This is a genomic window from Streptomyces europaeiscabiei (assembly GCF_001550375.1).
Taxonomy (GTDB): Bacteria; Actinomycetota; Actinomycetes; order Streptomycetales; family Streptomycetaceae; genus Streptomyces; species Streptomyces europaeiscabiei.
Window position 1 is genome coordinate 1 of sequence record NZ_LRTR01000472.1, and the last position, 17677, is coordinate 17677.

17 protein-coding genes are annotated in these 17677 nt (G+C 70.5%); 12 read left to right on the top strand and 5 right to left on the bottom strand.

The genetic code is table 11. The annotated features are described in order from the left end of the window. The 3 genes from AWZ10_RS22895 to AWZ10_RS22905 form a co-directional block, all read left to right on the top strand. Positions 1 to 1176, top strand: a 1176-nt coding sequence (locus AWZ10_RS22895; protein WP_060891942.1) for an aldehyde dehydrogenase family protein, incomplete at its 5' end; no start/stop codon positions are given. A gap of 128 nt (positions 1177 to 1304) precedes the next feature. After that, positions 1305 to 2390: a Zn-dependent alcohol dehydrogenase gene (locus AWZ10_RS22900; protein WP_060891943.1), complete on the top strand. Its 1086-nt coding sequence runs from the start codon at positions 1305 to 1307 to the stop codon at positions 2388 to 2390. A 274-nt stretch (positions 2391 to 2664) separates the two neighbouring features. After that, entirely contained in the window at positions 2665 to 4008 is a 1344-nt protein-coding gene (locus AWZ10_RS22905) for an MFS transporter (protein ID WP_060891944.1), read from the top strand. Positions 4009 to 4183: 175 nt separating this feature from the next. Here AWZ10_RS22905 and AWZ10_RS22910 read toward each other — a convergent pair whose 3' ends face one another. Both AWZ10_RS22910 and AWZ10_RS22915 read right to left on the bottom strand, forming a co-directional pair. Continuing rightward, entirely contained in the window at positions 4184 to 5209 is a 1026-nt protein-coding gene (locus tag AWZ10_RS22910) for a DMT family transporter (RefSeq protein WP_060891945.1), read from the bottom strand. Between the two features lie 150 nt (positions 5210 to 5359). Beyond that, positions 5360 to 6013 (bottom strand): TetR/AcrR family transcriptional regulator, encoded by a 654-nt coding sequence (locus tag AWZ10_RS22915; RefSeq protein ID WP_046702989.1) that lies wholly within the window; start codon positions 6011 to 6013, stop codon positions 5360 to 5362. A gap of 73 nt (positions 6014 to 6086) precedes the next feature. Here AWZ10_RS22915 and AWZ10_RS22920 point away from each other — a divergent pair, with 73 nt between their 5' ends. The 5 genes from AWZ10_RS22920 (at position 6087) to AWZ10_RS22940 (ending at position 9990) form a co-directional block, all read left to right on the top strand. Next, entirely contained in the window at positions 6087 to 7238 is a 1152-nt protein-coding gene (locus AWZ10_RS22920) for an acyl-CoA dehydrogenase family protein (protein WP_046702977.1), read from the top strand. A 91-nt stretch (positions 7239 to 7329) separates the two neighbouring features. Next, the gene (locus AWZ10_RS22925) at positions 7330 to 7617 is read left to right on the top strand and encodes a YiaA/YiaB family inner membrane protein (RefSeq protein WP_037702294.1); all 288 of its coding nucleotides are present in this window, start codon (positions 7330 to 7332) and stop codon (positions 7615 to 7617) included. Positions 7618 to 7733: 116 nt separating this feature from the next. Next, a complete protein-coding gene (locus AWZ10_RS22930; RefSeq protein WP_046702978.1) occupies positions 7734 to 8360 on the top strand; it encodes a TetR/AcrR family transcriptional regulator in 627 nt (208 codons plus the stop codon). A gap of 230 nt (positions 8361 to 8590) precedes the next feature. Then, complete coding sequence (locus tag AWZ10_RS22935; RefSeq protein ID WP_046702979.1) at positions 8591 to 9289, top strand: glycoside hydrolase family 11 protein; 699 nt, start codon at positions 8591 to 8593, stop codon at positions 9287 to 9289. Next, the gene (locus AWZ10_RS22940; protein WP_060891946.1) at positions 9286 to 9990 is read left to right on the top strand and encodes a polysaccharide deacetylase family protein; all 705 of its coding nucleotides are present in this window, start codon (positions 9286 to 9288) and stop codon (positions 9988 to 9990) included. Before AWZ10_RS22935 ends, AWZ10_RS22940 begins: the two co-directional genes overlap by 4 nt. A gap of 88 nt (positions 9991 to 10078) precedes the next feature. Here the strand turns inward: AWZ10_RS22940 and AWZ10_RS22945 are convergent, their stop codons facing one another. Continuing rightward, complete coding sequence (locus AWZ10_RS22945; RefSeq protein ID WP_037701959.1) at positions 10079 to 10540, bottom strand: MaoC family dehydratase; 462 nt, start codon at positions 10538 to 10540, stop codon at positions 10079 to 10081. Between the two features lie 108 nt (positions 10541 to 10648). Here AWZ10_RS22945 and soxR point away from each other — a divergent pair, with 108 nt between their 5' ends. Beyond that, the gene (gene soxR / locus AWZ10_RS22950) at positions 10649 to 11200 is read left to right on the top strand and encodes a redox-sensitive transcriptional activator SoxR (RefSeq protein WP_060891947.1); all 552 of its coding nucleotides are present in this window, start codon (positions 10649 to 10651) and stop codon (positions 11198 to 11200) included. Between the two features lie 93 nt (positions 11201 to 11293). Here the strand turns inward: soxR and AWZ10_RS22955 are convergent, their stop codons facing one another. After that, positions 11294 to 12370 (bottom strand): RNA ligase (ATP), encoded by a 1077-nt coding sequence (locus AWZ10_RS22955; RefSeq protein ID WP_060891948.1) that lies wholly within the window; start codon positions 12368 to 12370, stop codon positions 11294 to 11296. Positions 12371 to 12684: 314 nt separating this feature from the next. Here AWZ10_RS22955 and AWZ10_RS22960 point away from each other — a divergent pair, with 314 nt between their 5' ends. Together AWZ10_RS22960 and AWZ10_RS22965 are read left to right on the top strand one after the other, a co-directional pair. After that, positions 12685 to 13137 (top strand): hypothetical protein, encoded by a 453-nt coding sequence (locus AWZ10_RS22960; protein WP_060891949.1) that lies wholly within the window; start codon positions 12685 to 12687, stop codon positions 13135 to 13137. 152 nt (positions 13138 to 13289) lie between these two features. After that, a complete protein-coding gene (locus AWZ10_RS22965) occupies positions 13290 to 13811 on the top strand; it encodes a hypothetical protein (protein WP_046702983.1) in 522 nt (173 codons plus the stop codon). A gap of 86 nt (positions 13812 to 13897) precedes the next feature. Here the strand turns inward: AWZ10_RS22965 and AWZ10_RS22970 are convergent, their stop codons facing one another. Then, positions 13898 to 14500, bottom strand: a complete 603-nt coding sequence (locus AWZ10_RS22970) for a hypothetical protein (RefSeq protein ID WP_046702984.1) — start codon at positions 14498 to 14500, stop codon at positions 13898 to 13900. A 334-nt stretch (positions 14501 to 14834) separates the two neighbouring features. On the opposite strand from AWZ10_RS22970, the gene AWZ10_RS22975 reads away from it, so the two are divergent. Continuing rightward, positions 14835 to 17654, top strand: a complete 2820-nt coding sequence (locus tag AWZ10_RS22975) for a penicillin acylase family protein (protein WP_060891950.1) — start codon at positions 14835 to 14837, stop codon at positions 17652 to 17654. Positions 17655 to 17677 lie beyond the last annotated feature (23 nt).

The following is a 17677-nucleotide window of genomic DNA, read 5'->3' on the forward strand; positions in this document are numbered from 1 at the left end:
GCGCTGCGCGACGCGCTCGCCGCGCGCCGGGAGGAGATCGCCGAGACGGTGACGGCGGAGCTCGGCTCGCCGCTGCCGTTCTCCCAGCGGGTGCACGCGGACCTGCCGGTCGCGGTCGCCGGTTCGTACGCCGACCTGGCCGCGCGGCACGCCTTCGAGGAGAAGGTCGGCAACTCGACCGTCCACCACGAGCCCATCGGTGTCGTCGGCGCGATCACCCCCTGGAACTACCCGCTCCACCAGATCGTCGCCAAGGTCGCCCCGGCCCTCGCCGCGGGCTGCACGGTCGTTCTCAAGCCCGCCGAGGACACCCCGCTGATCGCCCAGCTCTTCGCGGAGGCCGTCCACGAGGCGGGCGTACCCGCCGGGGTGTTCAACCTGGTCACCGGTCTCGGCCCGGTCGCCGGGCAGGCCCTCGCCGAGCACGACGGCGTCGACCTGGTCTCCTTCACCGGGTCCACGGCGGTGGGCCGGCGCATCGCCGCGACCGCCGGAGCCGCCATCAAGAAGGTGGCCCTGGAACTCGGCGGCAAGTCCGCCAACGTGATCCTCCCGAGCGCCGACCTGACCAAGGCGGTCGGCGTCGGCGTCGCCAACGTCATGTCCAACTCCGGCCAGACGTGCAGCGCCTGGACCCGCATGCTCGTCCACACCTCCCAGTACGACGAGGCCGTAGAACTGGCCGCCCAGGCCGCCGCGAAGTACGGCGACCGCATCGGCCCGCTGGTCAACGCCAAGCAGCAGGCGCGGGTGCGGGGTTACATCGAGAAGGGTGTCGCCGAGGGCGCCCGCCTGATCGCCGGCGGTGCCGAACCCCCGCGCGAGCAGGGCTACTTCGTCAGCCCCACCGTCCTCGCCGACGTGACCCCGGAGATGACCGTCGCCCAGGAGGAGATCTTCGGCCCGGTCCTGTCGATCCTCCGCTACGAGGACGAGGAGGACGCCCTGCGGATCGCCAACGGCACGGTCTACGGGCTGGCCGGCGCCGTCTGGGCCGGTGACGACACCGAGGCCGTGGCCTTCGCCCGCCGCATGGACACCGGCCAGGTGGACATCAACGGCGGGCGCTTCAACCCGCTGGCCCCCTTCGGCGGCTACAAGCAGTCGGGAGTGGGCCGCGAACTCGGCGCGCACGGTCTGAGCGAGTACCTGCAGACCAAGTCCCTTCAGTTCTGAGCGGGTTCGGGCCGACGGGGGGCGGTTGCGAAGCGGTGCCGGTCGAGGGCCGGTGTCGTCGGACGAACCGTCCCGAGCCTGCCGGTCCGAGCGAGTCGTCTTCCAGCGAGCGTAGGAGAGTCGTCCCCATGGCCGTTCGTGCCGCCGTACTGCCCGCCGTCGGTGCCCCGTTGGAGATCACCGGGATCGATCTGCCGGACCCCGGGCCCGGCCAGGTCCGGGTGCGGCTCGCCGCCGCCGGGGTCTGCCACTCCGATCTGTCGCTGTCCGACGGCACCATGCGGGTTCCGGTGCCCGCCGTGCTCGGCCATGAGGGCGCGGGCACGGTCCTCGCGGTCGGCGACGGGGTCACCCATGTCTCGCCCGGCGACGGCGTCGTCCTCAACTGGGCTCCCGCCTGCGGGAGTTGTCACGCCTGCTCGCTCGGTGAGGTGTGGCTGTGCGCGAACGCGCTGCTCGGCGCGGGCAACGTGTACGCCCGGCGGGCCTCCGACGGTGCCGATCTCCATCCCGGCCTGAACGTGGCCGCCTTCGCGGAGGAGACCGTCGTGGCCGCCGGGTGCGTGCTCCCCGCCCCGGACGGCGTCCCGCTCACCGACGCGGCCCTGCTCGGCTGCGCCGTCCTCACCGGCTACGGCGCGGTCCATCACTCGGCGCGGGTCCGCCGGGGCGAGACCGTCGCCGTGTTCGGGGCGGGCGGTGTCGGGCTGGCCGCGCTGCAGGCCGCTCGGATCGCGGGCGCGTCCCGGATCGTCGCCGTGGACGTCTCGTCGGCGAAGGAGGAGCTGGCCCGTGCGGCGGGAGCCACGGAGTACGTCGTCGCCTCCGAGCACACCGCCCGCGAGATCCGTGCCCTGACCGGCAAGCAGGGTGTGGACGTCGCGGTGGAGTGCGTCGGCCGCGCGGTCACCATCCGGGCGGCCTGGGAGTCCACCCGGCGCGGCGGGCGCACCACGGTCGTCGGAATCGGCGGCAAGGACCAGCAGGTCACCTTCAACGCACTGGAACTCTTCCACTGGGGCCGCACCCTCTCCGGCTGCGTCTACGGCAACTCCGACCCGGCGCGCGACGTCCCGATCCTCGCGGACCATGTCAGGGCCGGCCGTCTGGACCTGGCCGCCCTGGTGACCGACCGCATCTCCCTGGACGACATCCCGGCGGCCTTCGACAACATGCGAGCGGGCAAGGGCGGCCGGGCCCTGGTCACGTTCTGATTCGACTGTGGGTGAGCGGGGGCCGGTCGTGCAGTTCCCCCGCGCCCCTGAAGGCTCCGGGCGCGCCCCAGGCGTTCAAGGAGCGCGGGGAACTGCGCGACCAGCCGCGGGGAACTGCACGACCGGCCGCGGGGAACTGCACGACCGGCCCTCACGCACCCGCGGCCGACAACACCCCCTTCGAGCGAACTCGACCATGCATGACCGTTGACCTACATACCGTCCGGTCAGTACGTTCCCCGGAACGTCCCCGCACCCACCGGAGTGTGCTCGCATGGACACCGCTCCTTCCACCCCGTCCGTCCCCCCGACGCCCACGCCCACCACCCCCCGCCCCCAGAGCCACCGCAAGGTCGCCATCGCCGCTGCGCTCGCCTCGGCCGTGGAGTGGTACGACTACTTCGTCTTCGGCATAGCCGCGGCCCTCGTCCTGGGCGATCTCTACTTCCCGGCCGGCAGCTCCTCCGCGGGAGTGCTCGCCGCGTTCGCCGCCTTCGCCGTGGGCTTCCTCGCCCGCCCCCTCGGCGGAGTCGTCGCCGGTCACCTCGGCGACAAGCGGGGCCGCAAGCCCATGCTGGTCATGGCCCTCACCCTGATGGGTCTGGCCACCACCGCCATCGGACTTCTCCCCACGTACGAGACGATCGGGATCGCCGCTCCGATCCTGCTCGTCCTCCTCCGTGTCGCGCAGGGCGTCGCCGTCGGCGCCCAGTGGGGCGGCGCGATGCTGCTGGCCACCGAGTACGCCCCCGAGGGCAAGCGCGGGGTGTACGGCAGCTTCGTCCAGCTCGGCGTCCCGATCGGCGTGGTGAGCGCCAACACCATGTTCCTCGTCGTCGGCGCGACCACCAGCGACTCGGCCTTCTCCGCCTGGGGCTGGCGGGTGCCCTTCCTGGTCGGTCTGTTCGTCCTCGGCCTCGCCTGGTACATCCACCGGCATGTGGAGGAGACCCCCGAGTTCCGGGCGGCGGAACGGGAGTTGGCGGAGAAGGAGAAGGGCGAACAGAGCTCCCCGCTCAGGACGATCCTCCGCGGTCACCTCGGCACGGTCTTCCTGGCCGGCGGCTCCTTCGCCGTGAACACCGCGACCTTCTACATCCTCATCACCGGCGTCCTCGACTACACCACCCGCGAACTCGACATGAAACGCAGTGCGGTCCTCGCCGTCTCCCTCTGCGTCAGCCTCACCCAGCTGGTGCTCATCCCCGCCGCCGCGGCCCTCTCCGACCGTGTCGGCCGTATCCGCGTCTACGCGTTCGGCGCGGTCGGCATCGCCCTGTGGGCCGTCCCGCTGTTCCTGCTCATCGACACCGGCTCCCTGCTGTGGCTCGCCGTCGGCACCTTCGTCGCCAGCTGCTTCCTCAGCATCATGTACGGGCCCCAAGCCGCCCTGTTCGCCGAGCTGTTCACCCCCGAGATGCGCTACACGGGGGCCTCCCTCGGCTACCAGATCGCGGCGGTCTTCGGCGGCGGCCTCGCCCCGTTCCTGATGGTCCTCCTCCTGGAGGCGACCGGCACGTCCATGGCGGTGTCCGCGTACATCATCGGGCTCTCGGTGATCGCCCTCGTGTCGATCAAGATCCTCGCGGGGAGGGCGAGTTCACGAGCGGACGGCTAGCCGGGGGCTGTCCGGCGGTCGTGTCGCGGACTCGGGGTGTTCCACGCCGAGTCCGCGGTGCTGTCGCCGGTCGCCGACTCCCCGCGTCCGGCTTCGCCCAAGAGGGAGGAACCCTCGGCGCGTCGACGCCTTCCTCCGACTCTCGGCTCGACGCACCACACCCCGTTCACTGTGCTCATGAGGCTCCGCTGCTTCCCCCGCGACCTGATCCGCCGGACCGGTTCCGGCCTCGCGGGGGCGGCCCGGGGCGCGGTTCCGGAACGACATCCGGGGCCGCGGCCCCGGCGCCGGGCACCACCTCCCGCGTCCGCGCCCGGGACCGTGACACCGCCACTCCCGCCAGGCACAGCGCGCCACCGGCCAGCGTGAGCAGCCCCGGTACCTCGCCGAGCGCCAGCCATGACATCAGCACGACCAGCGCGGGCACGGCGTACGTGGTCGCGCCCATCCGGCTCGCGGTCGTGCGGGCGAGCGCGTACGCCCAGGTGGTGAAGGCGAGGGCGGTCGGGAACACGCCCAGGTACACCATGTTGAGGGTCGCCGTGACCGGCGCGTCCGCCGCCTCCCGCACGAGTTGCCCGGCGAACGGCAGACAGACCACAGCGCCGACGAGACAGCCGAACGTGGTCACCTGGAGCGGACTCGCCGAGCCCAGCGCGGGCTTCTGCGCGACGACCCCGGCCGCATATCCGACGGCCGCGAGCACGCAGAGCACGACGCCCAGCACGGAGGCCCCGCCCTCGCCGGACATCGACAGCCCCACCGCGACCGCGCCCGCGAACGACACCGCCATGCCGGCGAGCAGCCGGGGCGGCATCGTGTCGCCCAGCAGCCGGGCGCCGAGCAGGGCGATGAGGATCGGCCCGATGTTCACCACCAGCGCCGCCGTGCCCGCGTCGACCTGCTGCTCGCCCCAGTTCAGCGCGACCATGTAGAACCCGAACCACAGCACCCCGGACACCGCGATGCCCCGCCACGCGGCCCGCGGCGGCACCCCCTCCCGGCGCACCAGCCAGATCGCCCCCAGCGCCAGCGCCCCGGCCAGCAACCGCCCGAGCGCCAACGCCCCCGGCGAGTACGCCTCCCCGGCGCTGCGGATCGACACGAACGCCGACGCCCACAACACGACGGTGACAGCGGCCGCCCCCGCCGCGAGCAGCTCGACCTTGCGGGTGGGCGTGGACCGGGAGTCGTTCGTCATGGGGCCGAGGCTAGGCGGGGGCGGCACCTGGAGGCTCGCGGTTTTCGGACGCCTTGCTCGGGAGGGTACGTCGTGTCGCGGCCGCAGAGGGCGGTTCGTGGCCGGCCGCGCTCACGCGGCGGAGCCGCAGCTGTCACGGTCCCGCGCCCTTCACGGTCCCGCGCCCCTGACGGGCCCGACCTGCCCGTACTGCTGCTCCAGCCCGTCCAGCAACGCCCGCAGCCCCACCTCGAACGCCCGCTCGTCCACCCTCTGTTGCTGCTCCGCCAGCAGATGGGCCTGCCCGAGATGGGGATAGTCGGCAGGGTCGTACGCGCTCTCGTCGTCCACGAACCCCCCGGCGAACGAGCCGATCGCGGACCCCATGATGAAGTACCGCATCAACGCCCCGACGGACGTGGCCTGCGCCGCCGGCCACCCCGCCTCGACCATGGCCCCGAACACGACATCGGCGACCTTCAGCCCCGCGGGCCGCCGGCCCGGCCCCCGGGCGAGGACGGGCACGATGTTCGGGTGGTCGCGCAGGGCGGCCCGGTAGGAGACCGCCCAGTCGTGCAGCGCGGTCCGCCAGTCCCGACCGTCCTCGAACATCGACAGGTCGACCTGCGCGCTCACCGAGTCGGCGACGGCCTCCAGGATCTGGTCCATGGTGCGGAAGTGGTTGTAGAGGGAAGGCCCGCTCACCCCCAGCTCGGCGGCGAGTCGTCGCGTGGAGACCGCCGCCAGCCCCTCCGCGTCCACCAGCGCCCGCGCCGTCTCCACGATGCGGTCGGTGCTCAGCAGGGGCTTGCGCGGTCGGGCCATGGCGCACATAGTAGGGCTGCACCCTAAAACTAGCAGTGGTAATTTAAATGGGGATGGATGAGGGGCGGGCCGCGTGAACCTGGAGCTCAGCGAGGAGCAGACCGCCGTACGCCGGCTCGCGAGAGACTTCGTGGAGCGTGAGATCGCCCCGCACGTCATCGCCTGGGACCGGGCGGAGGAGGTCGACCGGGCCGTCGTGAAGAAACTCGGCGAGGTCGGCTTCCTGGGCCTCACCGTCGACGAGGAGTACGGCGGCTCCGGCGGCGACCATCTCGCCTACTGCCTGGTCACCGAGGAGCTGGGCCGAGGCGACTCCTCCGTGCGCGGCATCGTCTCCGTCTCCCTCGGCCTGGTCGCGAAGACCGTCGCCGCCTGGGGTGACGAGGCGCAGAAGCGCCGCTGGCTGCCGGGGCTCACGGCGGGGGACCATGTCGGCTGCTTCGGCCTCACCGAACCCGGCACGGGCTCCGACGCGGGCAACCTCACCACCCGCGCCGTCCGGGACGGCGACGACTACGTCATCAGCGGCACCAAGATGTTCATCACGAACGGCACCTGGGCCGATGTCGTCCTCCTCTTCGCCCGTTCCACCGACGCCCCCGGCCACAAGGGTGTCTCCGCCTTCCTCGTTCCCACCGACACCCCGGGCCTGACCCGGCGCGCCATCCACGGCAAGCTCGGCCTGCGCGGCCAGGCCACCGCCGAACTGGTCCTGGAGGAGGTCCGCGTCCCCGCCTCCACCATGCTCGGCCCGGAGGGCAAGGGCTTCACCGTCGCCATGTCCGCGCTCGCCAAGGGCCGGATGTCGGTCGCGGCCGGCTGCGTCGGCATCGCCCAGGCCGCACTGGACGTCGCGATCCGCTACGCCACCGAGCGCGAGCAGTTCGGCAAGTCCATCGCCCACCATCAGCTCGTCCAGGAACTCATCACCGACATCGCGGTCGACGTCGACGCCGCCCGGCTCCTGACCTGGCGTGTCGCCGACCTCGTCGACCGGGGGCAGCCCTTCGCCACCGAGGCCAGCAAGGCCAAGCTCTTCGCCTCCGAGGCCGCCGTCCGCGCCGCGAACAACGCCCTCCAGGTCTTCGGCGGTTACGGCTACATCGACGAGTACCCGGCCGGAAAGCTCCTGCGCGACGCCCGCGTGATGACCCTCTACGAGGGCACCAGCCAGATACAGAAGCTGCTCATCGGGCGGGCGCTGACGGGGGTTTCGGCGTTCTGAGCCGCATGCGGGTCGGCCTGAGTACGTAGGACCCGCCGACTGAGTACTCCTACGGATGTGGTCCGGCCCACAGCTGCCGAACCATGTCCCCATGAGTGAGACACCGGTCAAGCAGCAGAGCACGGCGGCCTTCTACGGCCAGGCCGTCGCGTCCTTCGCCGTCGCCATGGCGGCCACCACCGTCGGCATCTACCGGCTCGACGCCGATTCCTGGGTCCGCGCCTTCCTGGCCATCGCGGTGCTCTACCTCGTGACCTCGACCTTCACCCTGGCCAAGGTGATCCGCGACCGACAGGAGGCCGGGAGCATCGTCAGCCGGGTCGACCAGGCCAGACTGGAGAAGCTCCTCGCGGATCATGACCCCTTCGAAAAGCTCTGAGAGGCCCCGGCCCCGCAGCACGTGCCGTACGGCACAGCCCTGAGCGGGCCTTCTAAGCGCTCGCTCACCTTTCGGCGGTATGGTGGTGCCCAGCCATCGGAAGGGGCGAACGAGCGATGAGTACGGCGGAGGACGCGGCGGGCGGCGAGCCGCAGCCGTGGGGCGAGGTCAACCCGGACGCGGCCCGGCGGCTGCTGGTGGCCGCCGTGGAGGCCTTCGCCGAGCGTGGCTACCACGCGACGACTACCCGTGACATCGCGGGCCGCGCGGGCATGAGCCCCGCCGCGCTGTACATCCACTACAAGACGAAGGAAGAGCTGCTCCACCGGATCAGCCGCATCGGCCACGAGAAGGCCCTCGACGTGCTGCGCAACGCGGCCGAGTCCGAGGGCAGTCCGGCCGACCGCCTCGCCGAGGCCGTGCGCTCCTTCGTCCGCTGGCACGCCGGGCAGCACACCGTGGCCCGCGTCGTCCAGTACGAGCTCGACGCGCTCGGCCCCGACGCCCGCGCCGAGATCGTCACCCTCCGCCGCGAGAACGACGCGGCCGTGCGCGGCATCATCGAGGACGGCGTCGCCGCCGGTGATTTCGACGTCCCCGACGTCCGCGGCACCACCATCGCCGTCCTCTCCCTCTGTATCGACGTCGCCCGCTGGTTCAACGTCGACGGCCCGCGAACCCCCGACGAGGTCGGCAGCCTGTATGCGGACCTCGTCCTGCGCATGGTGGGCGCGACGAAGTAGCCGGCGCCGAGCGCCGGACGGTGAACATCTTTCGGTCGGAGCATCCTTCGAAACATTCGAGGATGTGGGCCGGACTTCCGATCTTCCCTTCTGTTGTCGTGGTGGGTCGTCCCAGGTGCAGCCAGCGAATGTTTCGGGATCAATGCCGAAACTATTGACAGTTGGCAGGGGCAGGCCAACACTCCCTGGGTGACAGGGCGAACCCCCACGAGCACGAGGAGGACGCGCACATGAACGACGCATCCGCACCCGCTCCCACTCCGCCCCCGAGCCGCAGGCTCTTCATGACCGGTCTCTGTACGACCGCGCTGGCCGCCGCGACCGCGGTGGCCCTGCCCGGCACCGCCTACGCGGACACGGTCGTCACCAGCAACCGGACCGGCACCGACAACGGCTTCTACTACTCGTTCTGGACCGACTCCCCGGGCACGGTCTCCATGACCCTGGCCTCCGGCGGCAATTACCGGACCTCCTGGAGCAACACCGGGAACTTCGTCGCGGGCAAGGGCTGGAGCAACGGCTCCCGCAGGACCGTGAACTACTCGGGCTCGTTCAACCCGTCCGGCAACGCCTATCTGACCCTCTACGGCTGGACGGCCAGTCCGCTCGTCGAGTACTACATCGTCGACAACTGGGGCACCTACCGGCCCACGGGAACGTACAAGGGCACGGTCACCAGCGACGGCGGCACGTACGACATCTACAAGACGACGCGGTACAACGCGCCGTCAGTCGAGGGCAACCGTACCTTCGACCAGTACTGGAGCGTCCGTCAGTCGAGGCGGACGGGCGGCAGCATCACCACCGGCAACCACTTCGACGCCTGGGCACGCGCCGGAATGCCCCTCGGCAGCTTCAGGTACTACATGATCATGGCCACCGAGGGGTATCGGAGCAGCGGCAACTCCAACATCACCGTGGCGCCATGAACAGCGGACCACGCCGCTCGTTACGTGTCCTGGGGAAGCGGTTGGCCGTCGTCGCGACGGCCGTCGCGAGTGCCGTCCCCCTGACGCTCACGGCCGCCGCGGCGGCTCCGGAGCGGGCCGCCGCCTGCAACGGGTACGTCGGCCTGACCTTCGACGACGGGCCGTCCGGCAACACGTCGGCCCTGCTCGGCGCACTGCAGCGGAACGGGCTGCGGGCCACGATGTTCAACCAGGGCCAGTACGCCGCCGCCAACCCGGCGCTGGTCCGGGCCCAGGTCGCCGCCCGCATGTGGGTGGCCAATCACAGCTACACCCACCCGCACCTGACACGGCTGAGCCAGGCGCAGATCGACTCGGAGATCTCCCGGACCCAGCAGGCCATCGCCGGTGCGGGCGGCGGCACTCCCAAGCTGTTCCGGCCGCCCTACGGTGAGACCAACGGGACGGTGAGATCGGTCGCGGCCAGGTACGGCCTGACCGAGATCATCTGGAACGTCGACTCACAGGACTGGAACGGTGCCAGTGCGGACGCGATCGTGCAGGCCGCCGCCCGGCTCACCAACGGCCAGGTCATCCTCATGCACGACTGGTCCGCGAACACGCTCGCTGCCATCCCGCGTATCGCGCAGGGGCTGGCGGGCCGAGGCCTGTGCGCCGGGATGATCTCACCGCAGACCGGCCGGGCGGTGGCCCCGACCTGAGCGGTCCGGGCCGACCTGATCCCGGCCAAGGTGGTCCCGGCGAGGGTGACGACGGCGGCGGCGCCGCGCGTCGCCCCCTCGCCGGGGCTCAGAAGTAGTACCGCGACACCGACTCCGCCACGCAGACAGGCTTCTCGCCGCCCTCGCGTTCCACGACCACGGCGGCCGTGACCTGCACCCCGCCACCCGCCTCGGCGACCTCCTGGAGCGTGGCGGTGGCGCGGAGACGTGAGCCGACGGGGACCGGCCCGGGGAAACGGACCTTGTTGGTGCCGTAGTTGACGCCCATCTTCACGTTCTCGACCTTGAGCACCTGCGGAACGAACAACGGCAGCAGGGACAGGGTCAGATAGCCGTGGGCGATGGTCGTCCCGAAGGGCCCGGCCGCCGCCTTCTCCGGGTCCACGTGGATCCACTGGTGGTCACCGGTGGCCTCGGCGAAGAGGTCGATCCGCTTCTGGTCGACCTCCAGCCAGTCGCTGTACCCCAGCTGCTCACCCACCGCCGCCTTCAGTTCCTCGGCGGAGGTGAAGATCCTCGGCTCTGCCATGTCCCGGCCTCCCTGATGCCAAATGTCTAAGCAACTGCTTAGCATGGTCGGCCGTGCGGTCCCTGTCAACGGACCGTGACCCGATCGGGTATGGGTAGGGTCGGAGGGGTGCCCCAGATCCCTGAGAAGATCCACGAGTTGACCGTCGGCCAGCTGTCGGCCCGTAGCGGTGCCGCCGTCTCCGCGCTGCACTTCTACGAGTCCAAGGGGCTGATCAGCAGCCGCCGCACCGCGGGCAACCAACGCCGCTACAGCCGCGACACCCTGCGCCGCGTCGCCTTCGTACGGGCCGCGCAGCGTGTCGGCATCCCGCTCGCCACCATCCGCGAGGCGCTCGCCGAGCTGCCCGAGGAGCGGACGCCGACCCGCGAGGACTGGTCCCACCTCTCCGAGGTCTGGCGGTCCGAACTGGACGAGCGGATCAAGCAGCTCAACCGGCTGCGCGACCACCTGACCGACTGCATCGGCTGCGGCTGTCTGTCCCTGGCCACCTGCGTGCTGTCCAACCCCGACGACGTCGTCGGCGAACGGCAGAGCGGCTCCCGCCTCCTGGTCGAGGGCCGGAGGGCGGTCGACCAGGAGGAACGCCAGGAGAAGCAGGAGAAGCAGGAGGAGCAGGAGGAGCAGGAGAGGGACAAGGAGCCCGGGAGCTGCCGCTGAGCGGCTCCCGGGCCCCGGGGGCCCCACGAGTCCCCCGGAAATCCCGTGGAGGTCTGGTCTCACCCGTCCTTGGTCGTCACCCGTCCTTGGTTCTCACTCGTACTCGGTGCCGCCCTTGCGGGTCAGATACGCCGGGCTGACCGCCTTCGCGACGGCCCGCCCGCCGGTCACCGGGCTGTACCGCTCGGTGGCCGGCCGGATCACGACCCCCTCACGCAGATGCAGATCGCGCCCGGAGACCGTCTCCCGGCCGGTGGCCACCTCCAGCACCCGGTCGATGGCGTACGGGCCCTCGTACAGCCTCGGCACCAGCGGCAGTTCGCCGTCGAGCAGCTCGGACAGCTCGGCCGAGTCCAGCCAGCGGACCTGGCCGCCGATGTCGGCGGAGACGTCGAACACGGCGTACCCGAGCGTCTCGCGACGGCCGTCGGCCCCGTACGACAGGTCCTGCACCCCGGCGCCGTACACCTCGCCGAAGATCCCTACCCGGCGCGCTCCCAGCCGCTCGGCGAGCCGCGTCGCGGCCTCGGCGACCTTGTGGCCGTGGACGGCACGCCAGTACAGGTTGCGCGGGTCCTCCTTCAGCGCGAGGGACTTCGAGCCGAAGCCCTTCGAGGACACCTGGACGCGGCCGTCCCCGGCGAAGTACGTCACCAGGCAGGCCGTGCCGTGCAGCTTCTCCGTCAGGACGATTTCCTCGCCGGGCGTGAAGATGTCGGGGTAGCGCTGGATGTTCTCGATGTCGACCCAGGGCAGCAGATCCGGCGCCGACTCGACCTCGCCGCTCATCGTGGGCGGGATCGGCGGTACCCATTTGACGATGCCGAGCCGCTCCGCGAAATCCGTGCGGTCCGAGACTGCGGCCGTCAGGTCCACGTCCGCGAGCGCCCGCGGACGGCAGACGATGCCCTGTGACAGTTCGCCCCGCAGCCGTACCGCCTTCACCCGGTCCGACCCGCTCCCCGCGAGCCGTCCGGTCAGCCCCAGCTCCTCGATCAGCCCGGCCGGGAGCACGGACTGCTCGGGGATGTAGACGGCGGTATCACCGGTGCGGTACGCGCCCTTCGCCACGACGGCTCGGTACAGGCCGACCTGGGCCAGTTCCAGCGCGTCGGCGTCGGGGTGTTCGTGGATCGTCAGCACTTCGGCGGTGACACGCAGCGTCGACATCGGGGCTCTCCTCGGTTCCTGGGTCGCTCAGGGCTGTTTCATCGCACCCAACTGTCCTTACGGGAAAGGGGTGGAGCGAGGGGATTTGCGGCTGCTAGGGTCGCGATCTTCGGCCACCGGACACGGGACCGGACGGGCACGGCACGGAGTGCCGACGGGATCGACTCCCTTGTTCTCAGCCGCCCTTGAGGCCGCACTCGCCGACATCGACACGATCTTCGACGGCTTCACCAGCCCGAACGAGACCGGGTGCGGCCGCTGCCATCTGCCCGAGGAGACCGGAGACCGCCTACCTCCGCACGCCGTACACGCGCGTGCCGCAGGACGTGCTGGAGCGGTACATGGTCGAAGTGCGTGACCACTTCGACGACCACCCGGCCGCGCTGCGCCGACTGCTGCCGCAGGGCGCGCGGGCACTGGCGGACGGCACGCCGGCCGTCCGCGGGGGGTGGGAGCCCCTCGGGCTGAGCGAGGTCGACCGGCGCCGGTGGCCCGCCGAACAGGCCGCCGCCGTCGAGGCGTTCGTCCATGCCTGCTGGGAGGACAACCTGGCGAAGGCCCGCCCGCCACAGCCGGTCGGTGACGTCTTCGAGGCCTGCGTCGCGCTCCTCGGCACCGTCGTGCCGCTGCTCGACCGTTGGCCGGCGGGCCCGGAGGCCGACGCGCATCTCGCGCACCGCGTCGACTCACTACGGCCTCGCCCTGCGCGCCGGCGTACTCGGGCTGCCCGCGCCGGAGCGCCGGGACCGCCTGCCGTGAACCTGTGAACCTGTGAACCTGTGAACCTGTGAATCGAGAACCTGTGAATCGACGCTCCCCGGCGCGTTTCGCCCCTGCGGTGCAACCGCTTTCGTCGAGGCTGTGTCATGGACACGGAGGGGGTGGTACGGCACGCCCTCCGGCAAGGGAAGGGGCGCTGATGAGCGTCGTCATATGTTCGCTGAAGTGGGAGAAGGCACACTCGGGCGTCCAGAGGATCACCTACGACTCCGACGGCTACCACCTGGTGCGCTTCCCGTACGAAAAGACGGAGGAGTCCTACGACCCCTGGAAGATGCACGACCCGGCGCACGGCGGCGACACCGCGTCGAAGTTCCCCGATCCGCGCTCCGGACTGATCTGGCCCAGCCATGACGGCTGGGGCGTGCTCTCGGCGATGGTGTTCTGGGAGGCGGACCCGAGGACGCTGGAGCACCGGGCCCGTTTCGTGCGTGATCCCCTGAACCTGACCAGGAAGAAGTACAACTCGACGGGCACGACGGACAGCGCGTCCACGCGGGGCGGCCAGTTCCGCACCTACATGTGGCAGATGTTCGTGCACAAGGGCATGCCGCTCGGGCTGAAGGTATCCGCGCGTGGGTCGGGGGACACCAGGCGGGCCACGACGCTCACCCTCGCCGAGTTCAAGCTCGCCATCCACACGGACGTCAAGAAGCCGTAGGCGTCACGCCCTGCCCGCGCGCCGTACCTGTGCGCCGTACGTGCTCATGCACGGGGGTGCGGCATCCCCGGCGCACCCCCGCAGCGCTACGCCGAGATCAGCAGTCGTCCGCGCCTGGACTCCGCCAGGGCCTCGGAGGTGAGTACCGGTCGTGGCACCACGATTCCGCACTCCGTGCAGGCAGGGCCCGAGGACGGTTCGTGGGCCAGGTCGTACATCCAGACGAGGCGCTCGCCGTCGCACACCGGGCAGGTCGAGCCCGGTTCGCGCTCCAGCGCGGCGATGAGCCGGCGCAGCACCTCCGCCATCGGTTCACGGGGATGGACCTTCGGGTCGTCGCACCAGGCGACCCCGAACCCGCCCCAGGTCAGCCGGTGCCAGTCGTCGACCGTGCCCGGCCTGCGCAGCCCGTCGTGCTTCTCCTTCTTGCGGCGCTGCGCGAACTGCACCTCGTAGTCGAGCCAGACGGAGCGGGCCTCCTCCAACTCCTCCAGTGCGGCCACGAGCCGCGCCGGGTCGGGGTTGCGGTCCTCGGGGCCGAACCCGGCCCGTGAGCACAGGTGGTCCCATGTCGCCCGATGCCCGTAGGGGGCGAACCTCTCAAGGCACTTGCGCAGCGAATAGCGCCGCAGTGCCAGATCGCACCTGGGATCTCGCACCTGTCTTGCCAGACTCCGGAAACCGGCCATCGCCCTGCACCTCCGTCACACCTGCACCTGTACTTCGGTCACTTCGGCGTCGTCGTCGGGACGTCGCCGAATAGACGTATCGACACGCGATTCGGCTCCATCCGATTTCCGATGACCTCCATAAGTCGTCTACTGAGCCGTTCACGGACCATTCCTGCCTACGTCTGACTGTCTCTGACTTCTTCTCGTCTGCTTACGACTACTTCTGAGTACCTGTTCACGCTGTCAGTCACCTGTCCGGTAGCGGTGATCCAAAAAACGTGACGCATGTTCATCTTCAAAGCCGGGGATACCGGCGGTAACATCCGGCCCACCCCTGTCAGGAGGAGCTGCCATGCCCTGGCGCACCCCACGCACCTCACGCACCGCACTCGACAGACTGAGAACTCCCCGTGGATTCCCGGAGTTCCTCAAGGCCGCCTCCATATGCGCACTCGTTGCCGGTCTTTTGTCACCTCTTTCCCCTGCTTCCCCAGCGGCGGCCGCCGACACCGCCGCCGCCGTCGTCGAGGCGGCGGCGGTGACCGACCACTGCGGCGGACAGTGTTCCGACATCCTGCCGCCCGGTCAGAACGGCAACGCGACCCTCGCCCAGGTCCTCCTCAACCAGGCCTTCGGCTCCATGCCGGAGAACGCGAGCAACCAGCTCGGCCCCTACAACAACCTGGCCACCGGCTACTCGGGTCTCACCAACTCCACGATCAACACCTTCTTCAACGACGCCTCCTTCGGCGTCCCCTCCGGTCAGGTCGCCTCCACCCTGAGCCCGGCCGGCCGCACCGACGTCACGATCGTCCGTGACAAGAAGACCGGTGTGCCGCACATCACGGGCACCACGCGCTACGGCACCGAGTTCGGCGCGGGCTACGCGGCCGCCCAGGACCGGCTGTGGCTCATGGACGTCTTCCGGCACGTCGGCCGCGGCAAGCTGACCCCGTTCGCCGGTGGCGCCGCGTCCAACCAGGGCCTGGAACAGGAGTTCTGGCGCCACGCCCCCTACACCGAGGCCGACCTCCAGGCCCAGATCGACAGGGCGGTGGCCTCCAACGGCGAGCGCGGGCAGCTGGCCCTCGCCGACGTCAACGCCTACGTCGCCGGCATCAACGCCTACATCGACGCCTCCGACAGCGGCCGCTACTTCCCCGGCGAGTACGTCCTGACCGGCCACAAGGACTCCGTCACCAACGCCGGCACCATCGAGAAGTTCAAGCCCACCGACCTGGTCGCCCTGGCCTCCGTCATCGGCGCCCTCTTCGGCTCGGGAGGCGGCGGCGAGGTCAACAACGCCCTGTCCCTGCTGGCCGCCCAGGAGAAGTACGGCGTGACCGAGGGCACCAAGGTCTGGGAGTCCTTCCGCGAGCGCAACGACCCCGAGGCCGCCCTCACCGTCCACGACGGCAGCTTCCCCTACGCCACCAAGCCCGCGAACCCGCAGGGCATGGCCCTGCCCGACGACGGCACCGTCACCGAGGAGCCGCTGGTCCACGACCGCACCGGCAGCGCGGCCACGGCAGCCTCCACGACCGTCTCGACCGAGGCCACCGACAGCGCCCTCAGCTCCGCCCGGCGCGGCATGTCCAACGCCCTCGTCGTCAGCGGCGAGCACACCGCGAGCGGCCACCCCATCGCCGTCTTCGGGCCCCAGACCGGTTACTTCGCCCCGCAGCTGCTCATGCTCCAGGAGATCCAGGGACCGGGCATCAGCGCCCGCGGCGCCTCCTTCGCAGGCCTGAGCATGTACATCGAACTCGGCCGGGGCCAGGACTACGCCTGGAGCGCCACCACCTCCGGCCAGGACATCATCGACGCGTACGCGGTCGAGCTGTGCCAGGACGACGTCCACTACCTGTACCACGGCACCTGCACGGCCATGGAGAAGATCGAGCAGACCAACTCCTGGAAGCCCACCACCGCCGACTCCACCCCGGCCGGCTCCTACCGCATGCAGGTCTGGCGCACCAAGTACGGCCCCGTGACGCACCGCGCCACGGTCGACGGCAAGAAGGTCGCCTACACCACCCTGCGCTCCTCGTACCTGAACGAGGCCGAGTCGATCATCGGCTTCCAGATGCTGAACGACCCGGACTACGTCAAGGGCCCGGAGACCTTCCAGAAGGCCGTCCAGAACATCAACTACACCTTCAACTGGTTCTACGCCGACTCCACCCGCACCGCGTACTACAACAGCGGCGACAACCCGGTGCGCGCCGCGACCGTCGACCCCGAGTTCCCCGCCTGGGCGCAGTCGGCGAACGAGTGGCGGAACTGGAACCCCACCACCAACACCGCCGACTACACCGCACCCTCCGCCCACCCCAACTCCATGGACCAGGACTACTACATCTCCTGGAACAACAAGCAGGCCGCTGACTACACCACCGCCCCCTGGGGCAACGGCTCCGTCCACCGCGGCAATCTCCTGGACGACCGGGTGAAACGGCTGGTCGCCGCGGGCGGCGTCACCCGGGCCTCGCTGACGAAGGCCATGGCCGAGGCGGGCCTGGCCGACCTTCGGGCCGAGGACGTCGTCCCGGACCTGCTCAAGGTCGTCAACAGCAGCACGGTCACGGACTCCGCGGCCGCCGCGGCGGTCACCAAGCTCCAGGCCTGGGTCACCTCCGGCTCCAAACGCACGGAGACCTCCGCCGGCTCCAAGACCTACGCCAACGCCGAGGCGATCCGCATCCTGGACGCCTGGTGGCCGCTGCTGGTGAAGGCCGAGTTCGAACCGGGCCTCGGTACCGACCTGTACACCGCCATCACCGCCAACCTCCCCATCGACGAGTCCCCGTCGGCCGCGCACGGCCCGACCGGCTCCCACGCCGGCAGCTCCTTCCAGTACGGCTGGTGGAGCTACGTCGACAAGGACATCCGCTCGGTGTTGGGCGAGACCGTACGGGGTCCGCTGGCGAACCGGTACTGCGGCGGCGGCAGCCTCGGCGCCTGCCGCACCCTGCTGATCAACACCCTCAAGGAGGCGGCCGCCAAGACCGCCGCGCAGGTCTACCCCGGTGACGCGTACTGCTCGGCGGGCGACCAGTGGTGCGCCGACTCGATCATCCAGCAGCCCTTGGGAGGCATCAAGCACAACAAGATCAGCTGGCAGAACCGGCCGACGTACCAGCAGGTCGTGGAGTTCACCTCGCACAGGTGAGCGCCGAGGAGTGAGCGGGCGAG

Excerpts from the sequence above, each read along its gene's own strand:
- AWZ10_RS22900 (WP_060891943.1), top strand. The coding sequence starts at position 1,305 with ATGGCCGTTCGTGCCGCCGTACTGCCCGCCGTCGGTGCCCCGTTGGAG.
- AWZ10_RS22905 (WP_060891944.1), top strand. The coding sequence starts at position 2,665 with ATGGACACCGCTCCTTCCACCCCGTCCGTCCCCCCGACGCCCACGCCC.
- AWZ10_RS22910 (WP_060891945.1), bottom strand. The coding sequence starts at position 5,209 with ATGACGAACGACTCCCGGTCCACGCCCACCCGCAAGGTCGAGCTGCTC.
- AWZ10_RS22915 (WP_046702989.1), bottom strand. The coding sequence starts at position 6,013 with ATGGCCCGACCGCGCAAGCCCCTGCTGAGCACCGACCGCATCGTGGAG.
- AWZ10_RS22925 (WP_037702294.1), top strand. The coding sequence starts at position 7,330 with ATGAGTGAGACACCGGTCAAGCAGCAGAGCACGGCGGCCTTCTACGGC.
- AWZ10_RS22930 (WP_046702978.1), top strand. The coding sequence starts at position 7,734 with ATGAGTACGGCGGAGGACGCGGCGGGCGGCGAGCCGCAGCCGTGGGGC.
- AWZ10_RS22935 (WP_046702979.1), top strand. The coding sequence starts at position 8,591 with ATGAACGACGCATCCGCACCCGCTCCCACTCCGCCCCCGAGCCGCAGG.
- AWZ10_RS22940 (WP_060891946.1), top strand. The coding sequence starts at position 9,286 with ATGAACAGCGGACCACGCCGCTCGTTACGTGTCCTGGGGAAGCGGTTG.
- AWZ10_RS22945 (WP_037701959.1), bottom strand. The coding sequence starts at position 10,540 with ATGGCAGAGCCGAGGATCTTCACCTCCGCCGAGGAACTGAAGGCGGCG.
- AWZ10_RS22955 (WP_060891948.1), bottom strand. The coding sequence starts at position 12,370 with ATGTCGACGCTGCGTGTCACCGCCGAAGTGCTGACGATCCACGAACAC.
- AWZ10_RS22965 (WP_046702983.1), top strand. The coding sequence starts at position 13,290 with ATGAGCGTCGTCATATGTTCGCTGAAGTGGGAGAAGGCACACTCGGGC.
- AWZ10_RS22970 (WP_046702984.1), bottom strand. The coding sequence starts at position 14,500 with ATGGCCGGTTTCCGGAGTCTGGCAAGACAGGTGCGAGATCCCAGGTGC.
- AWZ10_RS22975 (WP_060891950.1), top strand. The coding sequence starts at position 14,835 with ATGCCCTGGCGCACCCCACGCACCTCACGCACCGCACTCGACAGACTG.